The organism is Gordonia liuliyuniae (assembly GCF_021738805.1).
GTDB lineage: Bacteria > Actinomycetota > Actinomycetes > Mycobacteriales > Mycobacteriaceae > Gordonia > Gordonia liuliyuniae.
Genome location: NZ_JAKKOR010000005.1, coordinates 60,759 through 81,830 on the forward strand (window position 1 = coordinate 60,759; position 21,072 = coordinate 81,830).

A 21,072-nucleotide genomic window follows, 5' to 3' on the forward strand; every position below is an offset into this window, starting at 1 on the left:
CGGGGCCCTACCTCAGCGCCTTCTCGACCTCGTCTCTGGTCGATTCGACGGCGGCACGGAGACCGGCGACGTCGGGACCGGACCGCAGGATGCTGCGGCTGGCGGCGGGCAGGAGCCAGGAGACGTCGGCGCCGTCGAAGATGCGGGCGAGATCCGCAGCGGTCGCCCCCTGCGCGCCGAGCCCCGGTGACAGGATCGGACCGCCGAGGGCACTCAAGTCGAGTCCGTGTTCACGCGTCGCACCGACGACTACTCCGACGGTGCCCGAACTCTCGGCGTTGACCGAGGCGGCCGCGTCCACGATCGCCTGTGCGACAGTCCCGCCGCCGACCACCGACGCGTTCTGCAGGGCTTCGCCGTCAGGATTGGACGTACGCGCCAGCACGAACAGACCGCGATTGGAGGCACGTGCGACGGCAACCGTCGGGTCGAGGGAGCCGAACCCGAGATACGGCGACACTGTGACGGCGTCACTGCACAATCGGGACGCGTCATCGAGCCACGCCGTCGTATAGGCGGCCATCGTCGACCCGATGTCACCGCGTTTCGCGTCGGCGAGCACGATGGCGCCCGCTGCGCGGCATCCGGCGATCGTCTCCTCCAGGACGGCGAACCCCGCCGACCCGAACTGCTCGAAGAACGCGACCTGCGGTTTCACCACTGCTGCGACCGGTGCGATCCCCGCGACGCAGGACTGTGCGAATACACGCAAGCCGTCCACCGAGACCGGCAGACCCCACTCGGTCAGAAGTGCGGCGTGTGGATCAATCCCCGCGCAGAGGCGGCCGCGCGTAGCGACCGCCTCCGCGTAGCGGACGCCGAAGCTCACGCTCGGCCCTGGAGTTCCGCGTGGCGACGTTGCAGGGACGCGACTCCCATCGTCGCGCCGATCGCCGCATCGATGCCTTGCACCGCGGCACTCGCGCCCGACACCGTCGTGATGCACGGGACGGTGGCGCCGATGGCCGCCGCCCGAATCTCGTAGCCGTCGACGCGGGGGCCCGACGTGCCGTACGGCGTGTTGATGATCATGTCGACGTTGCCTGCCTTGATCTCGTCGATCACCGTGGTCGTCCCCTCCGCAGCGTCCGCGGCCTTGGCCACCGTCGTCACGTCGATCCCGTTACGGCGCAGCACATCTGCCGTCCCGGCTGTCGCCATGACGGAGAAGCCGAGGTCGGCCAGCCGCTTGATCGGGAATTGGATGGACGCCTTGTCGCGGTCGGCGACGGACACGAAGACGGTGCCTGACGTCGGCAGCGCGCCCCCGGCTCCCTCCTGCGACTTCGCGAAAGCCCGGCCGAAGTCGGCGTCGATGCCCATGACCTCACCGGTCGACTTCATCTCCGGGCTCAGCAGCGAGTCGACGCCCGAGCCGTCCGCGCGACGGAACCGGTTGAACGGCAGCACGGCCTCCTTCACGGCGACCGGAGCGTGCGCCGGTGTCGACGACCCGTCGCCGGTCGCGGACAGGATGCCCTCGGTGCGCAGCTCCGCGATCGTGCGGCCCAGCATGACGCGCGCACAGGCCTTCGCGAGCGGCACCGCGGTCGCCTTCGACACGAACGGCACGGTCCGGCTGGCACGTGGGTTCGCTTCGAGGACGTAGAGGACGTCGTCGGCGAGCGCGTACTGGACGTTGAGCAGACCCCGGACGCCGATCCCCTTCGCGAGCGCCTCTGTCGACTCGCGGACGCGCTCGATGACGTTGGCGCCCAACGTGATCGGCGGTAGCACACACGCGGAGTCGCCGGAGTGGATGCCAGCCTCCTCGATGTGCTCCATGATGCCGCCGATGAAGATGTCGCTGCCGTCGTAAAGTGCGTCGACGTCGATCTCGACCGCGCCTTCGAGGAATCGGTCGACGAGCACCGGGCGGTCGTCGGAGATCTCCGTGGCGCGGGAGATGTAGTCGGCGAGTGCCTGCTCGTCGTACACGATCTCCATACCGCGGCCGCCGAGTACGTAGGAGGGGCGCACGAGCACCGGGTAACCGATGCCTGCGGCGATCTCCCGCGCACTGTCGAACGTCGTCGCGGTGCCGAACTTCGGTGCGGGCAGCCCCGCCTCGGTGAGCACGCGGCCGAACTCACCACGGTCCTCGGCGAGGTCGATGGCTTCCGGGCTGGTGCCGACGATGGGGACGCCCGCGGCTTCCAGGCGAGCGGCCAGACCCAACGGCGTCTGCCCGCCCAACTGCACGATGACGCCCGCGACGGTGCCCGACTCGCTCTCCGCGTGAACGACCTCCATGACGTCCTCGAAGGTGAGCGGCTCGAAGTACAGGCGATCCGCAGTGTCGTAGTCGGTGGAGACCGTCTCCGGGTTGCAGTTCACCATCACGGTCTCGTAGCCGGCTTCACTCAGCGTGAGCGCGGCGTGCACACACGAGTAATCGAACTCGATGCCCTGGCCGATGCGGTTCGGCCCGGATCCGAGGATCAGCACCTTGGGCCGCTCGGTCTGCGGGGCGACTTCGCTCGTCGCCGCGGGATCGATCTCGTAGGCACTGTAGTGGTATGGCGTCTTCGCCTCGAACTCGGCGGCACACGTGTCGACGGTCTTGTAGACCGGTCGGACGCCGAGGCCGACGCGGAGTTCGCGGGCAGCGTCCTCGTCGACGAGATCGCTGCGGAGCGCGGCGATCTGGCGGTCCGACAGACCGGTCGACTTGGCGATGCGCAGCAACTCCTCGTCGAGGACGTCGGCGTCACGCACCTGGTGGCCAACCTCGCGAATCCCGTCGATCTCGGCGAGGAACCACGGGTCGATCGCGGTGACCTCGTACAGCTTCTCGATCGACACGCCCGCCTCGAGCGCGAGCATCAGCTTGTGCATGCGCCCGTTGCGGGGCACGGCGATGTCGGCGAGGAGGGCGTCCACGTCGAGCGTCGCCGGGTCCGGACGGTCCGGTTCTGTCCAGAACCCTGCCGCCTTGGTCTCCATCGACCGCATCACCTTGCCGAAGGCCTCGGCGAAACTGCGGCCCAGGCTCATCGCCTCGCCGACCGACTTCATGGTGGTGGTGAGGGTGTCGTCGGCGCCCGGGAACTTCTCGAAGGCGAACCGAGGAGCCTTGACGACGACGTAGTCGAGGGTCGGCTCGAACGCGGCCGGGGTCACCTTCGTGATGTCGTTGGTGATCTCGTCCAGCGAGTAGCCGATGGCGAGCTTCGCTGCCATCTTCGCGATCGGGTAACCGGTCGCCTTCGACGCGAGAGCCGACGACCGCGACACACGCGGATTCATCTCGATGGTGATGAGACGTCCGTCCCGCGGGTTCTGTGCGAACTGGATGTTGCAGCCGCCGGTATCGACGCCGACCTCGCGGAGGATCGCGATCGACTGGTCGCGCATCACCTGGTACTCGCGGTCGGTGAGAGTCATCGCCGGGGCGACGGTCACCGAGTCACCGGTGTGGACGCCGACGGGGTCGACGTTCTCGATCGAACAGATGACGACGACGTTGTCCATGTTGTCGCGCATCAGTTCCAGCTCGTACTCCTTCCACCCGAGGATCGACTCCTCGATGAGCACGTTCGCCGACGGTGACGCGGCGAGGCCGCCGCCCGCGATGCGGTCGAGGTCCTCGTCGTTGTACGCCATGCCGGAGCCGAGACCGCCCATCGTGAACGAGGGGCGCACGACGACGGGGAAGCCGAGATCGTCGACGGTCTTGCGGACTTCGTCCATCGTGTAGCAGACCGCGGACCGGGCGCTCTCGCCGCCGATCTTGGCGACGATGTCCTTGAACTTCTGGCGGTCCTCGCCGCGTTGGATGGCGTCGAAGTCGGCGCCGATCAGCTCGATCCCGTACTTCTCGAGCGAGCCGCGGTCGTGGAGCGCGACGGCGGTGTTGAGGGCCGTCTGCCCGCCGAGGGTCGCCAGGACGGCGTCGATGGGGTGGCCTGCGGCCGCTTCGGCTTCGATGACCCGCTCGACGTATTCGGCGGTGATGGGTTCGACGTAGGTCGCGTCGGCGAACTCCGGGTCGGTCATGATCGTCGCCGGATTCGAGTTGACCAGCGACACCCGCAGGCCTTCGGCCTTGAGGACGCGGCATGCCTGGGTGCCCGAGTAGTCGAACTCGCAGGCCTGGCCGATGACGATCGGGCCGGAGCCGATCACCAGGACGTGGGAGATGTCAGTACGACGGGGCATTACGAAAGGTTCCCTTCCTGGGCGGGGTTCTCCATGACGTGGACGAACTTGTCGAAGAGGTTGGCGGCGTCGTGCGGTCCGGACGCGGCCTCGGGGTGGTATTGAACGGAGAACGCCTTGCCGGACAGCAGTTCGACGCCTTCGACGACACCGTCGTTGGCGCACACGTGCGAGACACGGGCCCGCCCGAGCGGGGTGTCGAACTCTTCGCCTGCCTCGCCTTCGATCGCGAAACCGTGGTTCTGCGAGGTGATGGCGATCCGGCCGGTCGCCGTGTCCAGCACCGGGATGTTGATGCCGCGATGACCGAACTTGAGCTTGTAGGTGCCGCGGCCGAAGGCCCGGCCCAGGATCTGGTTGCCGAAGCAGATGCCGAACGTGGGGAGGCCCGCGTCGACGATCTCGCTGGTGAGCGCGACGGCGGCGTCGGCGGTCGCGGGGTCGCCCGGACCGTTCGACAGGAAGAAGCCGTCCGGGTTCAGTGCTTTGATGTCGGCGAACGTCGCCGTCGACGGGAAGACGTGGACCTCGACGCCGCGCGCGGCGAGCATCCGCGGAGTGTTGGCTTTGATGCCCATGTCCAGGGCCGCGACCTTGAATCGGGCCTCTCCCCCGGCGGCTTCGACGATGTACGGCTCAGCGGTGCTGACCTCGGCGGCGAGATCGGCGCCGGCCATCGACGGCTGGGCGCGGACCACGTCGAGCATCTCCTCGGTGGAGCGCAGCGCGTCCCCGGAGAAGACGCCCGCCCGCATCGATCCGCTGTCGCGCAGGATCCGGACGAGGGCACGAGTGTCGATGCCTGCGATCGAGACGATGCCCTGGTCGGCGAGCTCGCCGTCGAGAGTCGATCCGGCACGCCAGTTGGAGACGCGGCGTGTCGGGTTTCGGACGGCATAGCCTGCCGCCCAGATCTTGCCCGGGTCGTCGCGGTCGATGAAATCCGACGACCACGTCTTGTACGGTCCACTCTCCGGCGATCCCGGCACCCAGCGGACGTCCGAGCGCTTGCCGAGCAGGCTTTCGCTGTCTTCGCTGTTCCAGCCGGTGTTGCCGATCTGCGGTGCGGTCGCCACGACGATCTGGCGGTGGTAGCTCGGGTCGGTCAGCGTCTCCTGGTACCCGGTCATCGCGGTGCAGAACACGGCTTCACCGACCGTCTGCCCGGTGGCTCCGTACGCCAGCCCGGTGAACACCTGGCCGTTCTCCAGCACCAGTACTGCCTTGCTCATCTAGTCTTCCTTCTTCTTCGTGGTGCCGGCCTCGTTCTTCGCGTTCTCGAGGTCTGCTGCTTCGACGGCTGCGAAGGCCCGTTCGTTCAGTTCGGCGTAGGCCTCGACCCACGCCGGGTACGTCGTCTTGTCGTCGCCGCGCAGGCCCGAGTCGATCTCGGTGCCGCTCGGCAACCTCCAGCGGATCACCAGAACTCCGTCGCGGCTCATCGCCTTGCCCGCGAGGCCGTTCTCGGTGCGGACCGCGATCAGGGACTCGCGCGGGATCCAGATCTCCGATGCTCCGTGGCGCGTGATCAGCAGTCCGTCGTGGTACTCGGTGAGTTCGGCACTCGCGCGGTCGCCCTTGTCGCCGACGGCGACGCGGTTCTGCCAACTCGGTGCGAGGGTGCTGCCGACGTACAGTCCGGTGTGCGGTCCGCGGACCGGCTCGCCGAGGTCGGCAGGCGTCGCGGGGAAGTCACCGACCAGGTCGGCCTGGCGTCGTCCGCGGTTGTGCCAGCCGCGCAGCGCGAGCAAGACCAGGAACAGCCAGATCGCGATGGCGACGATCGCGATGATGAGGTAGTAGGCCCAGTTGCTCACTGCCACTCACCCGCCGTCCGACGCGCTGTTACCCGCCCCCGCAAGAGGGTCGCCCGCACCCTTCCCGGCAGAGTCATCTCCTCGTACGGCGTGTTCTGCGATTTGCTCGCCAGCGCGGCGCCGCGCACCGTCCACTCGGCGTCGGGGTCGACGACGGTCAGGTTCGCGGGTTCGCCGACGGCGATCGGGCGGCCCTGGTCGTCGAGTCCGACGATCTCGGCGGGACGTTCGCTCATCACTCGCGCCACCCCGCGCCAGTCGAGCAGCTCGGCGTTCACCATGGTGTCGACGATGATCGACAGCGCCGTCTCGAGGCCGAGCATGCCGGGACGGGCCTGCGAGAACTCGCAGCACTTCTCCTGTGACGCGTGCGGCGCGTGATCGGTGGCGACGCAGTCGATCGCGCCGTCGGCGAGCCCCTGACGGAGCGCGGCGACGTCACTGGCCTCACGCAACGGCGGGTTCACCTTGTTGACGCCGTCGTAGGTTTCCAGCCGCGAGTCGTCGAGCAGAAGGTGGTGCGGTGTCACCTCGGCGGTGATGTCGATGCCTTGGTCGCGCGCCCACTTGACGAGCTCGACGGTGCCTGCGGTCGACGCGTGGGCGATGTGGACACGGGCTCCCGCGTCCCGGGCGAGGAGCGCGTCGCGGGCGACGATCGATTCCTCGGCAGCGCGCGGCCAGCCGGCGAGACCGAGTCGGGCCGCGGTCGGTCCGTCGTGAGCGACGGCGCCGACGGTCAACCGCGGATCCTCCGAATGCTGCGAGATCAGGACGCCGAGCCCTCTCGAGTATTCGAGGGCGCGCTTCATCAGGACCGGGTCGTGCACGCACTTCCCGTCGTCACTGAACAACCGGACGCCTGCGGCGCCCTGCGCCATCATGCCCATCTCGGCGAGCTGCTCGCCGGCGAGTCCCACGGTCACGGCGCCGACCGGGTGGATGTCGACGAGGCCGACCTCCTGCCCGAGGCGCCAGACCAGGTCGGTGACGGTCGAGTTGTCAGCGACCGGCGCGGTGTTGGCCATCGCGAACACCGCGGTGTAGCCGCCGCGGGCCGCCGCCAGCGATCCCGAGGCGACCGTCTCGGTGTCTTCGCGGCCGGGTTCACGCAGGTGGGTGTGCATGTCGACGAATCCGGGGAGCAGGACGCCGCCGCCTCCGTCGATCCTCTCCGCACCGTCGGGGGCTTCGAGGCCCGCGCCAAGCGCGGAGATGACGCCGTCGACGATTGCGACGTCGACCGGGTCGCCGTCACCGTATGGCCGAACATTGGTTATCAGGGCCGAACCGGTGACGGTCACTACTTGTCTCCTCCGAGGTCGACTGGGGTGTGGTGGGCGACGGCTTCCTCAGCGCCTGCGATGAGCCGGAACAGGACCGCCATCCGGACGTGGACGCCATTGCGGACCTGTTCGAGGACCGTGGCCTGGGGTGCGTCGGCGACGTCGAAGCCGATCTCCATGCCACGGAGCATCGGGCCCGGGTGCAGGAGTACGACGTCGTCGCGCAGCATCGCGGTGCGGGCGTCCGAGAGTCCGTAACGCACCGCGTACTCGCGGCTGCTCGGGAAGAAGCCGCCGTTCATGCGTTCGGCCTGGACGCGCAACATCATGACCGCGTCGGCGGCAGGCAGTTCGGCGTCGAGGTCGGTCGCCACGCGCACCGGCCACGTGTCGACTCCGGTCGGCTGCAGCGTGGGCGGCGCCACCAGGACGACGTCGGCGCCCAGCGTCGACAACAGCAGCGCGTTGGATCGGGCCACCCGGGAGTGCAGGATATCGCCGACGATGACGACGCGACGACCTTCCAGGCCGCCGAGTCGCTGCCGGATCGTGTAGGCGTCGAGCAGTGCCTGCGTCGGATGCTCGTGCATGCCGTCGCCCGCGTTGATGATCGACGGACCGGTGGACCCTGGAATGCCGAGGACGTCGCTGCCGTCGTTGGTCCACCGCGCGATCTGGGCTGCGGCCCCGGACGCCGGGTGCCGGACAACGAGGGCATCCGCGCCGAGCGCCCGGAGAGTCTTCGCGGTGTCGCGCAGCGATTCGCCCTTGTTCACCGATGACGTCGACGCGCTCACGTTGATCGCGTCGGCACTCATCCATTTTGCGGCGACCTCGAACGAGACGCGGGTGCGCGTCGAGTTCTCGTAGAACACTGTCATGACGGTTCGGCCACGCAGTGTCGGAAGCTTGCGCACTTCGCGACCGGCGAGCGCCTGCTCGAACCGCTGGGCTTCGTCGAGGATGTCGATCGCCTCGTCGCGCGACAGGTCTGCGGCGGAGAGCAGGTGCTTCATCGGAGCACCACCTCGTCGAGACCGTCGTGTTCGTGCAGATGCACCTGTACGTCTTCGTCGCGGGCCGTCGGGATGTTCTTGCCGACGTAGTCCGCGCGCAGCGGCAGTTCGCGGTGACCGCGATCGACGAGGACGGCGAGTTGAACGGCGGCCGGTCGACCGAGGTCGCGCAGCGCATCGAGCGCAGCGCGCACGGTGCGGCCGGAGAACAGGACGTCGTCGACGAGGATGACGAGCGCGCCGTCGACGCCCCCTTCGGGGACGAGCGTGCGTTCGAGGGGGCGATGCGGCTTGTCGCGCAGATCGTCGCGGTACAGGGTGATGTCGAGGTATCCGGTCGGCACGGCGACCCCGGTGAACTCGGCGATCTTGTCGGCCAGCCGCTGCGCCAACGACGTGCCGCGGGTGGGTATCCCGATCAGGAGCACCCGGCGCGAACCGGACTCGTCCAGAGCGGTCTTCTCGATGACTTGATGTGCCATCCTGGCCACGGTGCGGCCGACGTCTGACGCGTCGAGCAGTACACGTGGATCACCCGGTGTCGGGTGGTGGGCATCATCGACTGGCGGAACCAAGCCGACCTCCTTCCCCGCCTCACTGGACGGTCCGTTAAAGGATTAGCGCTTGATGAAGAAGTCTACTCCGCCGATGCGGCGGCGCGGACCTGAGGTGCGAGTTCGGCCACCCGGCCGAGCACGCCGTTGATGAACGCGGGCGACTCGTCGGTCGACAGCTCCTTGGCGAGCTTGACCGCTTCGTCGATGACGACGTTGATGTCGACCTCGTTCGAGTACAGCAGCTCCCACACCGACAACCGCAGGATGGCGCGGTCGACGGCGGGCAGCCGGTGCAGTTTCCAGTTCTCGAGGTGCGACGAGATCACCGCGTCGATCTGCGCGGCGTCGGCCGAGACGCCCTCGACGAGCGTGACCGTGTAACCGGTCATCTCGCCGACGGCGTCATGCTCGGCGAACCAGTCGCGTCGCTCCTTGACCAGTTGGGTCGCCGGGACCTCTTTGGCCTCGGCCTCGAACAGGATGTCGACCGCGCGCCCGCGCATGCGGTGGCGGCCCTTCGCTTCACTCACTGATGGTTCTCGTCACTACTGGTTGTCGAACGGGGCGTCAACTGTTGACGCGGCCGAGGTAGTTGCCGTCGCGCGAGTCGATCTTCAGCTTGTCACCGGTGTTGATGAACAACGGGACGCTGATCTCGGCGCCGGTCTCCAGGGTCGCGGGCTTGGTGCCGCCGGTTGAGCGGTCGCCCTGCAGGCCGGGATCGGTATGGGTCACTTCGAGTTCGACGGTGACGGGCAGGTCTACCGACAGCGGCTCGCCCTCGTGCGTCGACACCTGGACGGTCATGTTCTCGAGGAGGAAGCGCGCACCGTCTCCGAGGACCTCGGGGAGGATGTTGATCTGCTCGAAGGTCTCGCCGTCCATGAAGACGAAGTCGGCGCCGTCCTTGTAGAGGAACGTCATATCGCGGCGGTCGACGGTCGCGGTCTCGACCTTGACGCCCGCGTTGAAGGTCTTGTCGACGTTCTTGCCCGACGTGACGTTCTTGATCTTGGTTCGCACGAAGGCAGGCCCCTTGCCGGGCTTGACGTGCTGGAACTCCATGATCTGCCAGAGCTGGTTGTCCATCTTCAGAACGAGGCCGTTCTTGAAGTCGGCGGTCGTCGCCATGAGTGTTCTCCTCGTGGTTGGTGTCGTCATGTCGGCCGGGTGGGCGTATAGAGCGCGTCTACAGGACGGTCAGCGAGCGGGACGTCGTCGTCAGGGACGTCGCTCCGCCGTCGGTGACCACCAGGGTGTCCTCGATCCGCACGCCACCGCGCCCCGGGAGGTAGATCCCGGGCTCCACGGTGACCGTTGCGCCGTCAGGCAGTGTACCGCTCGCAGCGGCTCCGATTCCCGGCGCTTCGTGGATCTGCAGGCCGACGCCGTGCCCGAGACCGTGTACGTAGTACTCGCCGTATCCTGCGTCGGCAATCAGCGTGCGGGCCGCGCCGTCGATCGCGGCGAGGTCGGCGCCCACGGCGAGCGCGTCCCGCCCGGCCTGCTGCGCAGCGGCGACGATGTCGTAGATCTCCACCTGCCACGCGGCCGGCTCGTCGAGCACGAAGGTGCGCGTCATATCCGAGTGGTAGCCGCCGACGACGGCGCCGAAATCGATCTTGACCAGGTCACCTGCGGCCAGAACGGCATCGGTGGGCCGATGGTGCGGCACGGCAGACCAGGCCCCCGCGGCGACGATGGTCTCGAACGCGACAGCGTCTGCGCCCAGTGCGAACATCGCCCACTCGAGGTCGCGCGCCACCTGTCGCTCGGTGCGACCGGGCGAGATCGCTCCGCGCGCGATCAGGTCCGCGAGCGCGGCGTCACCGAGCGCGCAGGCGGACGTGATCAACTCCACTTCGTTCGAGTCCTTCGCGACGCGGAGTTGCTCGACCGCGTCGACCACCGGGACCAGCTGGACGCCGAGTTCGCTGGAGAGTTCCGTGAGGCCTTCATATGCGGCGACGGTGACGACGTGCCCTTCGATGGCCACGCGTGCCCCCGGCTCGCGGTCGGCGACGAACCGCAGCAGGGCGCTCTGGCAGTCGCGGGCGATGATCGCCGTCATGTCCGCGCTCTGCTCCGCGACTTGCGTGAGGTAGCGGCCGTCGGTACTGATCCGGTCGGTACTGGTCTGGTCGGGGCTCGTCTGGTCGGGGCTCGTCTGGTCGGGGTCTGCGGGCTCGGTGACCCACACCAGGGCCGCGCCGTTGCTTCCGGTGAAGCCCGTCAGGTACCGCACATTGTTCAGGTCCGTCACGATGACCGCGTCGACGTCAGTGAGGGCCGGAGAACCGGCCAGCGCCGCACGACGGCGAGCGTTCGTATTACTCATCGGTATGTCTCCATTGTTGAACATGTTCTAGGCGGCTACTGTGTCTTCATGACTTCGTGGCTTATCCGTGGCGTTCTGATGTCCATTGTGCAGATCGCCGCCCGCTTCATCCTCGGTGCCGTCGTGATCGCCGCACCGTTGTCGAAGACGCTGTCGACGTCGCTCGCGCTCGCGGCGGTCGTCCTCATCGCCATCGTCTGGGGCGGTATCGACGGCATCCGCGATGCGCGCGCCCACGCCGACCCCGACGACTACGACGACCTCACCGTCCGCTGGCTCAAGGCCGGCCTGCTGGCCGGCTTCGTCTCCTGCCTGGTCAGCTGGATCGTCGGCACCGCAGGCTGGTTCAACGGCATCGGCCAGGCGTCGTTCGCCGTCGAGATCTTCGCGGGCACGTCGTTCATCACCCTCATCGTCTTCGTCCCGGCCTTCTTCGGCGCGTCGATCGGCCGCCTGATCATCCGCCGCGAGCAGCGCAAGGCCGAGCGCAACGCCGATGCCCCGACCGAGCAGACTCCCGTCGCCGCCTGAGCCACCCCGGCCCCTCTACTCGGCGGCCGAGGCTCAGAGCAGGACGGCTCCCCCGCCGGACTGTGTCCCGCCTGCGATCGCCGAGTAGGCCGCCGCGATGAGCGACGGGTCGGGTGCTTCGAGTCGTCCCGGTTTGGCCAGTCCGTCGAGCACGACGAAGCGCAGCATGCCCGAGCGGTTCTTCTTGTCGCCCGCCATGGTCTTGAGGAGCGCGTTCAGCGCGTCCGAATCGTATGACGTCGGGAGTCCGACGAGCTCCAGGATCGTGCGGTGGCGGTCTGCGGTCGCGTCGTCGAGGCGCCCGGCGAGGCGCGCGAGTTCGGCGGCGAACACCATGCCGACCGAGACGGCCGCTCCATGCCGCCACTTGTACTGTTCACGACGTTCGATCGCGTGCCCGAGCGTGTGCCCGTAGTTCAGGATCTCCCGCAGCGCCGACTCTTTGAGGTCTGCAGAGACTACGTCGGCCTTGACCTGTACCGAGCGGCGGATCAGTTCGGGGAGAACGTCGCCCTTCGGGTCGAGGGCCGCCTGCGGGTCGGCTTCGATCAGGTCGAGGATCACCGGGTCGGCGATGAAGCCGGTCTTGATCACTTCGGCCAGCCCGGACACGACCTCGTTGTGCGGCACCGTCTCCAGCGTCGCGAGGTCGATCAGGACGGCGTCCGGTTCGTGGAAGGAGCCCACCAGGTTCTTCCCGGCGTCGGTGTTGATGCCGGTCTTGCCGCCGACTGCGGCGTCGACCATCGCGAGCAGTGTGGTCGGCACGTGGATGACACCGATTCCGCGCATCCAGGTGGCCGCCGCGAAACCCGCGAGATCGGTGGCTGCGCCGCCGCCAAGACTGATCACCTTGTCGTTGCGCATCATGCCGATGCGTCCGAACACCTCCCAGCAGAACGACGCGACCGACAGGTCTTTGCCCGCTTCGGCGTCCGGGATCTCGACACGGTGTGCATCGAAGCCCCGCTCGGCGAGATATGCGCGGATCTGTTCGGCGGTCTGCGCGAGCGTCGGCTGATAGACGATGGTGACGCGGTCGGCGCCCTTCGCGGCGGCCGCGACGTCGTCGAGCAGTCCTCGACCGATCGTGACGTCATACGGGGCTGCGGCGCGAACTGCGACGGTGACCGGTTCGGTCATGATTTCTCCTGATCAAGTCGGCTGATGATGTCGGCGACCACAGTCGTCACCGGCTGGGCGGCGTCCACGATGTGGGTGGCGACGCCCCGGTAGTGCTCGACGCGCGCCGCGAGGATCGTGCGGTAGCGCTCGTCCGGACGATCGTCGGCGAGTAACGGTCGATTCGTCCCGGCGACGCGCGCGAATCCGTCGTCGGCGCTGATCTCCAAGTAGACGACGTGACAGCCGGCGAGGGCGTCGCGGATCGCAGCTACCGTCGGTGACCCGCCGCCGAGCGCGACGACGCCACGGGCCGACGCGAGAACGTCTCGGACCGTGTCGGCTTCGATCGCGCGGAATCCGTCTTCGCCGTCGGCGGTGAAGATCTCCGGGATGGTTCGTCCGGCTCGCCGTTCGATCTCGGTGTCGGTGTCGACGAAGTCGACAGACAGACGCTCCGCGAGCGCGGTGCCGACGGTCGACTTACCCGACCCCATGAATCCGGCCAAGACGACGAGCGGGCGGTCGACGACCGTGCGGGCGGTCATCGGCGCGGTGTCCGTCACGGGCGCGGCGGGCGCGCGTGCACCGAGTCCAGGTAGGCGCGCGCGTTGGTCTGTGTCTCGGTGACCGAGTCGCCGCCGAACTTCTCCAACGCCGCCTGTGCGACGACGAGCGCGACCATCGCCTCGGCGACGACGCCTGCGGCGGGTACCGCGCACACGTCGCTGCGCTGGTGGATGGCGCTCGCGGGTTCGCCGGTGGACATGTCAACGGTCGCCAGGGCGCGCGGCACTGTCGAGATCGGCTTCATCGCCGCCCGCACGCGCAGGTCTTCGCCGTTGGTCATGCCACCTTCGAGCCCGCCCGCCCGGTTGGTCGAACGGAGGACGCCGTCGGCGCCTGCGACCATCTCGTCGTGGGCCTGGCTGCCGCGGCGTCGTGCGGTCTCGAACCCGTCGCCGACCTCGACGCCCTTGATGGCCTGGATCCCCATGAGTGCTGCAGCCAGGCGCGCGTCCAATCGAGTCTCGCCGCTCACATGCGAACCGAGGCCGACCGGTACACCGGTCACGATGACTTCGACGACGCCGCCGAGCGTGTCGCCGTCGCGTTTAGCGGCCTCGATCTCGCCGATCATCGACGTCTCGGCGTCTTTACCGAACGCGCGGACCGGGCTCGCGTCGATCGCGTCCAGGTCGGCCGGCCGCGGTGCGGGTCCGGCGTAGGGTTCGCTGTCGCCGATCGAGACGATGTGGGACACGATCTCGATGCCGAGCACCTGCTTGAGGAAGTTGCGGGCGACGGTTCCGGCGGTGACGCGGGCCGCCGTCTCGCGGGCGCTCGCCCGTTCCAGGATCGGGCGGGCGTCGTCGAAGCCGTACTTGAGCATGCCCGAGTAGTCGGCGTGTCCGGGACGTGGCCGGGTGAGCGCGGCGTTACGCGCACTGCCTGCGAGTTCGTCCTCGTCGACCGGGTCGGCCGCCATGACCTTCTCCCATCTGGGCCACTCGGTGTTGCCGATCTCGACAGCGATCGGTCCGCCGAGGGTCTTGCCGTGGCGGACACCGCCGATCACGGTGACTTCATCGGCTTCGAACTTCATCCGCGCACCGCGGCCGTAGCCGAGGCGCCGCCGAGCCAATTGTTCGGCGATGTCGGCGGACGTGATCTCCACGCCTGCCACCATCCCCTCGACAAGAGCAACCAGGGCCGGTCCATGTGATTCTCCGGCAGTCATCCAACGCAGCACGTCGTCAATTGTTCCAGAGTCGGGTCCGCCCACCGAATTCGCCCACACGCCACGTCACGGCCCGCGAGCGCTCACGGGCCTGCGGCGATCGAGAACGCGGTCACCAGACCCGCGGCAGCGACGAGCGCGGGCCCGTGCACGACGGCGCGTCGACGGCTGACGAGGCTCACGACGAGCGTGACACTCGCTGCGACGACGACCGTCGCCAATGCGGCGGCGGGCGCTCCGACTGCTCCCCCGACCACGGCGGCGAGCTTGACGTCCCCTCCGCCACATGTCCGGAGGGCGAATGCGACGGCGTAGACGGACGCACCCAGCACGCCGGCGAGCAGAACGAGCGGTTCGACGACGCCGGTCACCACCACGAGTCCGATCGCGGGCAGGGTGATCGCATTGGGTATGCGCCCGGTCCACGCGTCCGTCGCCGCGCATGCGAGCGCGGCACAGGCGAGAACGAGTGCGACCACGAGCATGGGTGCAAGCATCGTCGCTCGGCTGGGCGCTGCCAACCGCGTTATCCACAACCGGCGAGTAGGTGTGGTGCGCGCAGCGGCTCAGTCCGTGTCGATACCGACGGCGGCGGCCATCGCGGCCTTCGGCGCAGGTGAACCGGTGAACTGCGCCACCTGGCTGTACGCCTGGTTCAGGAGCATCACGAGCCCGCCGACGACGACGCCGCCGGCATCAGCGACAGCGGCGGCGAGGGGCGTCGGCCACGGATCGTAGATGACGTCGATCAGCCGCGCCGACGCCGCGACCGACGGCGCCAGAACGGCGGCGCCCGCAGCGGGCACGGTGGAGATCGTGATGTCGGCCGCCGCGCACTCGGCGCGCAGTCGATCGGTCGGCGCGAAGCCGACGACGTGCGCGTTGACCGCCAGCCGGTCGGCGAGGATAAGGAGCCCGGCAGCCCGTCCCGCGTCCCGAGCCACGACGATGACGTCCGTGACGCCCGCCTCGGCGAGCGCCGCCAACGCGGGCCGCGCCGTCCCGCCCGCACCGATCAGCACCGCACGGGTCGGCGGTTCGACGAGCCCGGTCTGCGCGATCGCGCCCGTGACGCCGTCGACGTCCGTGCAGTCGGCTCGCCACCCGCCGTCGGACCGGACCAGGGTGTTGACCGAACCGATGAGCTCGGCGCGCTCAGTCACCGTGTCGGCGAACGCGAGCGCAGCCGATTTGCACGGCATCGTCACCGAGAAGCCGATCCACTCCGGGCCCGCGGAGCCGACTCGATCCGCGAGTTGGTCGGCGGTCGTCTCGAGCGCGTCGTACGTCCACTCCGTAAGACCGAGCGCGGCGTACGCCGCCCGATGCAGCGCGGGCGACTTCGAGTGAGCGATCGGCGACCCGAGCACCGCTGCGCGACGCCCGAGACCGTTATTCACAGCCGACCGACAGGAACTTGTTGCGGCACGCGACCTGACGGTTCTGTTTGTGCTTCTCGAAGGTGCTGGCGAACAACGTAGTCCCGTCCTCGTCGACGGTCACGAAGTACAGCCAGGTGCCGTCGGCGGGGTCCTCGGTGGCGCGGAGCGCACGGTCGCCGACCGCGCCGATCGGCGTCAACGGCAGCCCGTTGTGCTTGTAGGTGTTCCACTCGTTGTCGTCGTTGTAGGCGTCGCCGTGCAAGTCGTTGGCCCGGACGTCCGCCGTGTAGTTGGCGGTCGAGTCCATCTCCAGCCGCTGGTCGCGATCGAGCCGGTTGAGGATGACGCGCGCGACCTTCGGGAAGTCGTCTTCCTTCCTCGCCTCCGCTTCGACGATCGACGCGACGGTCAGCGCGTCGTACGGGGACAGCTTCGCGTCGTTGCCGTCGAGGAGACCCCACGCCGTGTATCGCGTCTCGCTGCGCGTGATGAGTTCGCGCAGGATCTGCTTCGCGTCGAGCCGCGGATCGATGTTCTCCCACGCTCCGGAGGCGATGAGGCCCTCGATACGTCGGTGGTCGCCGGTCAGCTCCTGGACCTTCTGTTTCGCCCACGACGGAACGCCCAACTCGTCGGGAGTCGCCTGAGCCGCCGCTTCGTCGAGTTGCTCGACGCTCACGCCGTACTCGGCGTCGTCGGTGGTGAACGTCGTCGCCTTCGAGATCATCTCGAAGATGCCCGGTCGCGTGTTCCCGCCGGTGCTCTCCTTCGAATCCAGTTGCAGCCCTTCGGGAACGATGATCCGCCCGACTCGTTTGTCGGTGCCGCTCATCATGTCGAGCGCGCTCTTCGCCGAGATCCCCTTCGGCAGGTCGTAGAAGCCCGCCGACACGCCGGGACCGTTCTCCGCAGCGTCGACGAACGCCCGCTTGCTGCCGACCACGCCCGCGTCGGCCAAGGTCTGCCCGACGTCGCGGATCGCCGCGTCCGACGGCACTTCGACGAGCACAGCGCCCGACCCGGTCGCGCTGTCGTAGTCGGTCCGGGAGTCGAAGACACCGAACCATTTCAGTCCGAGTCCGCCGACGACGAGTACCAGGATCAGTACGACGACTCCGATGCCGATCAGGACGCGTTTGTTGCGTCGACGTGCGGGCATCGCACCGCCCACGACGGGGTCGTCGCCGTCGTCGTCCAGGATGTCGAGCGCCGCGGGCCCGTACCCGGCCGGGGACTCCTCGTCGTCGGGTGGGTACACCTGCGTCTCGCGCGGAAACTCCCCTACGTCGTCCGGTCGTGACTCGAGGACATCGAACGCGGCGTCGTGCACCGTGACAGGTTCGGCAGGCACCGACGCGGGCGGCATCTGCTCGGTCCGCGGCGCGAAGGCGGCGGGCGCCGCATGCCGGGACCGCGGGGTCGGCTGGGTCGTGGCCTCCGGAGGAGTCTCGATCGGAGGAGCCGGGGGCGGCGCCTGCCGACGCGGTGCGGGCGGCTCAGGACGTGCGTGCGCGGGCGGGGGCTGCTGCGTCCACCGCGGGTCGGTGAACTGCATCGCCGAATCGTCCGAGCTGCGGTAGCGCACTTCGAAGTACGATGACGCACCCTCGGTGGGCTCCGGCGTCCGATACTCGATCGTCGGGTCCGGCAGCGCTCGGTCGACACGGACGATCGGAATACTTCCCGTAGTCGTGGGGTCACCCGGCCCGCGGCGACGACGATGCCTGTTCGGGGCCTGCGACGCGGGCCGGTCGGTGAAATACCGCCGGGAGTCGTCGCTCCCCGGGCGAGACATCGGGTCCTGATCAGTCACGTCGATCGATCCTCCTCATCGGCGAATGCCTCACCGGTGCGCGTCCAACCATCCCTGGAGGATAGCCACCGCAGCGGCCTGATCCACGACGGCGCGCGCATCCTTCGCCTTCACACCATTTGCCCGTAATGCCGTTGTTGCGGTGACTGTCGTCAACCGCTCGTCGTAAAACTCGGTCGGTACGTCCGGTCGATCGTCGCGCTCGCGCAGCCGTGCTGCGAGCGCCCTCCCGAACCCCCGCGCGAACCTCGTCGCGTGTCCCTCCGTGTTGGCGAGCGTCCGCGGCAGCCCGATGACCACACCGACCGCCTCATACTCGTCGATGATCTCGACGATGCGTTCGATGTCGCTGCGGTCCTTGGCGCGCCGAACCGTCTCGACGGGGGTGGCGAGGATCCCGTCGGGATCGCACACGGCGACCCCGACGCGCACGCTCCCCACGTCGATCGCGATCCGTCGGCCGCGAGGGGAGATCATCGCCCTCCGACTACGTCGCGCAAGCGCACGAGCGCAGCATCCACACCCGAGGCGTCCGTGCCCGATCCCTGCGCCAGATCGGGCTTGCCGCCGCCACGACCGGCCACCAACGGCGCGATCTCCTTGACGACGTCGCCCGCCTTGATACCTGCCGCGCGCGCCGCGTCGGTGGTGCCGACCGCGAACGGAACCTTGTCGCCGTCGGCGGAGAACAGCGCAACGACGGCGTTCCGGTCGGCGACACGTCCACGCAGATCGGTGACGAGCGAACGCAGCCCGTTCGCGTCGACGCCGTCGGCCACGCGACCGGCGACGACGAGGGTCTCCCCGACGGTCTGAGCCTCGTCGATGAGTCCGGTCACGGCGGCGCGCGCCTGCTCGGCCCTCGCCGCGTCGAGCGCCTTCTCCGCATCACGCAGACGTGCGACGAGCTGCTCGACCCGTCCCGGAACCTGATCGGACGGCACCTTCAGCGACGACGCCAGGCCCGCCATGAGCGCGCGCTCCTTCGACAGGTAGCGGAAGGAGTCCATGCCGACGTACGCCTCGACGCGTCGGACACCGGAGCCGACCGACGACTCGCCGATCACCGTGATCGGACCGACCTGCGCCGAGCTTCCGACATGCGTTCCGCCGCACAGTTCCATGGAGAACGGTCCACCGATCTCGACCACGCGCACGCGGTCGCCATAATTCTCGCCGAAGAGCGCCATCGCACCCATCGCCTTCGCCTTGTCCAGATCGGTCTCGAACGTATTGACCTGGAAGTTCGATTCGACCGCCTCGTTGCTGATCTGTTCGATCTGCGCACGTTGCTCGTCCGTGAGTCCGCTGGCCGAATGGAAGTCGAACCTCAGATAGCCCGGCCGGTTCAACGACCCGGCCTGGGTCGCGGTCGGGCCGAGGATCTGCCGGAGCGCCGCCCCGACCAGGTGCGTGCCCGAGTGCCCCTGCGTCGCGCCGTGACGCCAGCCGGCGTCGACGCTCGCGAGGACCTCGTCGCCCTCGGTGATCTCACCCTCGTCGACGACCACCCGATGCAACCACACCTGTTTGCCGACCTTCTGCACGTCCTTCACCGACAAACGGACACCATCCGACGTCGTGATGACGCCCTGGTCCGCGGTCTGGCCGCCGGCCTCCGCGTACAGCGGACTGCGGTCGAGGATCACCTCGAGTTCGCTGCCCGGCGACGCCGAGCGGATCCGTTCGCCGCCGGCGACCAGGCCGAGCACGCGCGCCTCCGACACCAACTCGTCGAATCCGGTGAAGACAGTCGGGCCGCGGTCGAGAAACTCGCGGTACACGGTCTGGTCGGCGTGCGACGACTTCCGTGACGTCGCATCCGCCTTCGCACGGCTGCGCTGTTCGGCCATGAGCTCGGTGAAACCGTCACGGTCGACCTGCAGGCCAGCCTCGGACGCCATCTCCAGAGTCAACTCGATCGGGAACCCGTACGTGTCATGCAACGCGAACGCATCGCTGCCGCTGATCTGCGACCTACCGCTCGCCCTCGTCGCATCCGCTGCTTCGGAGAAGAGCTTCGAGCCGGCCGCGAGCGTCCTGGAGAAGCTCGCCTCCTCGCCGACGGCGACAGCCACGATGTGCTCGCGCTGTCGAGCGAGCTCGGGGTACGACGGACTCATCAGGTCGATGACCGCCTCCGTGATCCGCCCCATCGACGCATTTCCGGCGCCGCTCACTTCGTTCCCGGCGCCGCCACCTCCCGGCCCGCTCACTTCGTTCCCGGCGCCGCCACCTCCCGGCCCGCTCACTTCGTTCCCGGCGCCGAGCAACCGGACCGAGCGCACGACGCGGCGCAGCAAGCGCCGCAGCACGTAGCCGCGTCCGTCATTGGACGGCACGACGCCGTCGCCGATCAACATCACCGACGTGCGGGCATGGTCGGCGATCACCCGGAACAAGACGTCGTCCTCATGCCGACCGACACCGTAACCGCGGCCGGTCAACTGTGCCGCCAGATCGATGATGGGGCGGCACAGGTCCGTCTCGTACACGTTGTCGACACCCTGCAGGATGCAGGCGACGCGTTCGATGCCCATCCCGGTGTCGATGTTCTTCTTCGGGAGGGGACCGAGGATCTCGTAGTCGTCCTTGCCTCCGCCTTCGCCCCGGATGTTCTCCATGAACACGAGATTCCAGATCTCGATGTACCGGTCCTCGTCCGCCTCGGGGCCGCCTTCGACGCCGTAGTCGGGACCGCGATCATAGAAGATCTCCGAGCACGGGCCGCACGGGCCGGGCACGCCCATCGACCAGTAGTTGTCCTTGAGTCCCCGACGCTGGATCCGTTCGGCGGGCACACCGATCTCGTCGCGCCAGATCCGCTCGGCCTCGTCGTCGTCGAGGTACACGGTCGGCCACAGCCGGGTCGGATCGATACCGTAGCCGCCGTCGTCGACAGGGTCGGTCAGCAACGTCCACGCGAAGGTGATCGCCTCGCGCTTGAAATAGTCACCGAACGAGAAGTTGCCAGCCATCTGAAAAAACGTGTTGTGCCGGGTCGTGATGCCGACCTCTTCGATGTCGAGGGTGCGCACACACTTCTGCACACTGGTCGCCCGCTCGTACGGGGGCGTCTGGTCGCCGAGGAAGTACGGCTTGAACGGCACCATGCCCGCATTCACGAACAGCAGATTCGGGTCGTCGAGAATCAGCGATGCGCTGGGCACCTCGGTGTGTCCGGCACGGATGAAGTGATCCAGGAACCGCTTCCGGATGTCATGCGTCTGCACTGCGGGGTGTCCTTCGTCGAGAATCGCTGAGCGTTTAGGTGGCTGGGTGTTCAGGTTGCTGGGTGTTCGAGTCTG

At 68.3% G+C, this 21,072-nt stretch carries 19 protein-coding genes; 1 reads left to right on the forward strand and 18 read right to left on the reverse strand.

The window, feature by feature from the left end; translation table 11 throughout:
- Positions 1–7 precede the first annotated feature (7 nt).
- The 10 genes from pyrF to L5G33_RS05925 all read right to left on the reverse strand — a co-directional run bounded on the left by pyrF (position 8) and on the right by L5G33_RS05925 (position 11,175).
- On the reverse strand, positions 8–829 hold the full coding sequence (gene pyrF, locus L5G33_RS05880) for an orotidine-5'-phosphate decarboxylase (RefSeq protein WP_236997237.1): 822 nt from the start codon (positions 827–829) through the stop codon (positions 8–10).
- A complete protein-coding gene (carB, locus tag L5G33_RS05885) occupies positions 826–4,161 on the reverse strand; it encodes a carbamoyl-phosphate synthase large subunit (RefSeq protein WP_236997238.1) in 3,336 nt (1,111 codons plus the stop codon). The genes pyrF and carB overlap by 4 nt, the downstream gene beginning before the upstream one ends.
- The gene (gene carA / locus L5G33_RS05890) at positions 4,161–5,393 is read right to left on the reverse strand and encodes a glutamine-hydrolyzing carbamoyl-phosphate synthase small subunit (RefSeq protein ID WP_236997239.1); all 1,233 of its coding nucleotides are present in this window, start codon (positions 5,391–5,393) and stop codon (positions 4,161–4,163) included. Before carA ends, carB begins: the two co-directional genes overlap by 1 nt.
- Entirely contained in the window at positions 5,394–5,978 is a 585-nt protein-coding gene (locus L5G33_RS05895) for a PH-like domain-containing protein (RefSeq protein WP_236997240.1), read from the reverse strand.
- Positions 5,975–7,282 carry a dihydroorotase gene (locus L5G33_RS05900; RefSeq protein WP_236997241.1) on the reverse strand — a complete coding sequence of 436 codons (1,308 nt, stop codon included), beginning with the start codon at positions 7,280–7,282 and terminating at the stop codon, positions 5,975–5,977. The genes L5G33_RS05895 and L5G33_RS05900 overlap by 4 nt, the downstream gene beginning before the upstream one ends.
- Positions 7,282–8,280 (reverse strand): aspartate carbamoyltransferase catalytic subunit, encoded by a 999-nt coding sequence (locus L5G33_RS05905; protein ID WP_236997242.1) that lies wholly within the window; start codon positions 8,278–8,280, stop codon positions 7,282–7,284. Before L5G33_RS05905 ends, L5G33_RS05900 begins: the two co-directional genes overlap by 1 nt.
- Positions 8,277–8,855, reverse strand: a complete 579-nt coding sequence (pyrR, locus tag L5G33_RS05910; protein ID WP_265742569.1) for a bifunctional pyr operon transcriptional regulator/uracil phosphoribosyltransferase PyrR — start codon at positions 8,853–8,855, stop codon at positions 8,277–8,279. Before pyrR ends, L5G33_RS05905 begins: the two co-directional genes overlap by 4 nt.
- A gap of 62 nt (positions 8,856–8,917) precedes the next feature.
- On the reverse strand, positions 8,918–9,367 hold the full coding sequence (gene nusB / locus L5G33_RS05915) for a transcription antitermination factor NusB (RefSeq protein ID WP_372476864.1): 450 nt from the start codon (positions 9,365–9,367) through the stop codon (positions 8,918–8,920).
- A gap of 37 nt (positions 9,368–9,404) precedes the next feature.
- Positions 9,405–9,968 (reverse strand): elongation factor P, encoded by a 564-nt coding sequence (gene efp / locus L5G33_RS05920; RefSeq protein ID WP_236997244.1) that lies wholly within the window; start codon positions 9,966–9,968, stop codon positions 9,405–9,407.
- A 58-nt stretch (positions 9,969–10,026) separates the two neighbouring features.
- Positions 10,027–11,175 carry an aminopeptidase P family protein gene (locus L5G33_RS05925; RefSeq protein ID WP_236997245.1) on the reverse strand — a complete coding sequence of 383 codons (1,149 nt, stop codon included), beginning with the start codon at positions 11,173–11,175 and terminating at the stop codon, positions 10,027–10,029.
- Positions 11,176–11,223: 48 nt separating this feature from the next.
- Between L5G33_RS05925 and L5G33_RS05930 the strand changes: the two genes are divergently transcribed.
- Positions 11,224–11,706: a B-4DMT family transporter gene (locus L5G33_RS05930; RefSeq protein ID WP_236997246.1), complete on the forward strand. Its 483-nt coding sequence runs from the start codon at positions 11,224–11,226 to the stop codon at positions 11,704–11,706.
- 33 nt (positions 11,707–11,739) lie between these two features.
- Here the strand turns inward: L5G33_RS05930 and aroB are convergent, their stop codons facing one another.
- The 8 genes from aroB to alaS form a co-directional block, all read right to left on the reverse strand.
- Positions 11,740–12,849: a 3-dehydroquinate synthase gene (aroB, locus tag L5G33_RS05935; RefSeq protein ID WP_236997247.1), complete on the reverse strand. Its 1,110-nt coding sequence runs from the start codon at positions 12,847–12,849 to the stop codon at positions 11,740–11,742.
- Complete coding sequence (locus L5G33_RS05940; protein WP_236997248.1) at positions 12,846–13,376, reverse strand: shikimate kinase; 531 nt, start codon at positions 13,374–13,376, stop codon at positions 12,846–12,848. Before L5G33_RS05940 ends, aroB begins: the two co-directional genes overlap by 4 nt.
- Before the next feature lie 14 nt (positions 13,377–13,390).
- Positions 13,391–14,569, reverse strand: coding sequence for a chorismate synthase (aroC, locus tag L5G33_RS05945; RefSeq protein WP_236997249.1), 1,179 nt, complete (start codon positions 14,567–14,569; stop codon positions 13,391–13,393).
- An 83-nt stretch (positions 14,570–14,652) separates the two neighbouring features.
- On the reverse strand, positions 14,653–15,066 hold the full coding sequence (locus L5G33_RS05950) for a prepilin peptidase (RefSeq protein ID WP_236997250.1): 414 nt from the start codon (positions 15,064–15,066) through the stop codon (positions 14,653–14,655).
- 69 nt (positions 15,067–15,135) lie between these two features.
- Entirely contained in the window at positions 15,136–15,969 is an 834-nt protein-coding gene (locus L5G33_RS05955) for a shikimate dehydrogenase (RefSeq protein WP_236997251.1), read from the reverse strand.
- The gene (locus L5G33_RS05960; RefSeq protein WP_236997252.1) at positions 15,962–17,764 is read right to left on the reverse strand and encodes an endolytic transglycosylase MltG; all 1,803 of its coding nucleotides are present in this window, start codon (positions 17,762–17,764) and stop codon (positions 15,962–15,964) included. Before L5G33_RS05960 ends, L5G33_RS05955 begins: the two co-directional genes overlap by 8 nt.
- A 30-nt stretch (positions 17,765–17,794) precedes the next feature.
- Positions 17,795–18,241: a Holliday junction resolvase RuvX gene (ruvX, locus tag L5G33_RS05965; RefSeq protein WP_236997253.1), complete on the reverse strand. Its 447-nt coding sequence runs from the start codon at positions 18,239–18,241 to the stop codon at positions 17,795–17,797.
- The gene (alaS, locus tag L5G33_RS05970) at positions 18,238–20,997 is read right to left on the reverse strand and encodes an alanine--tRNA ligase (RefSeq protein ID WP_236997254.1); all 2,760 of its coding nucleotides are present in this window, start codon (positions 20,995–20,997) and stop codon (positions 18,238–18,240) included. Before alaS ends, ruvX begins: the two co-directional genes overlap by 4 nt.
- Positions 20,998–21,072: the final 75 nt, after the last annotated feature.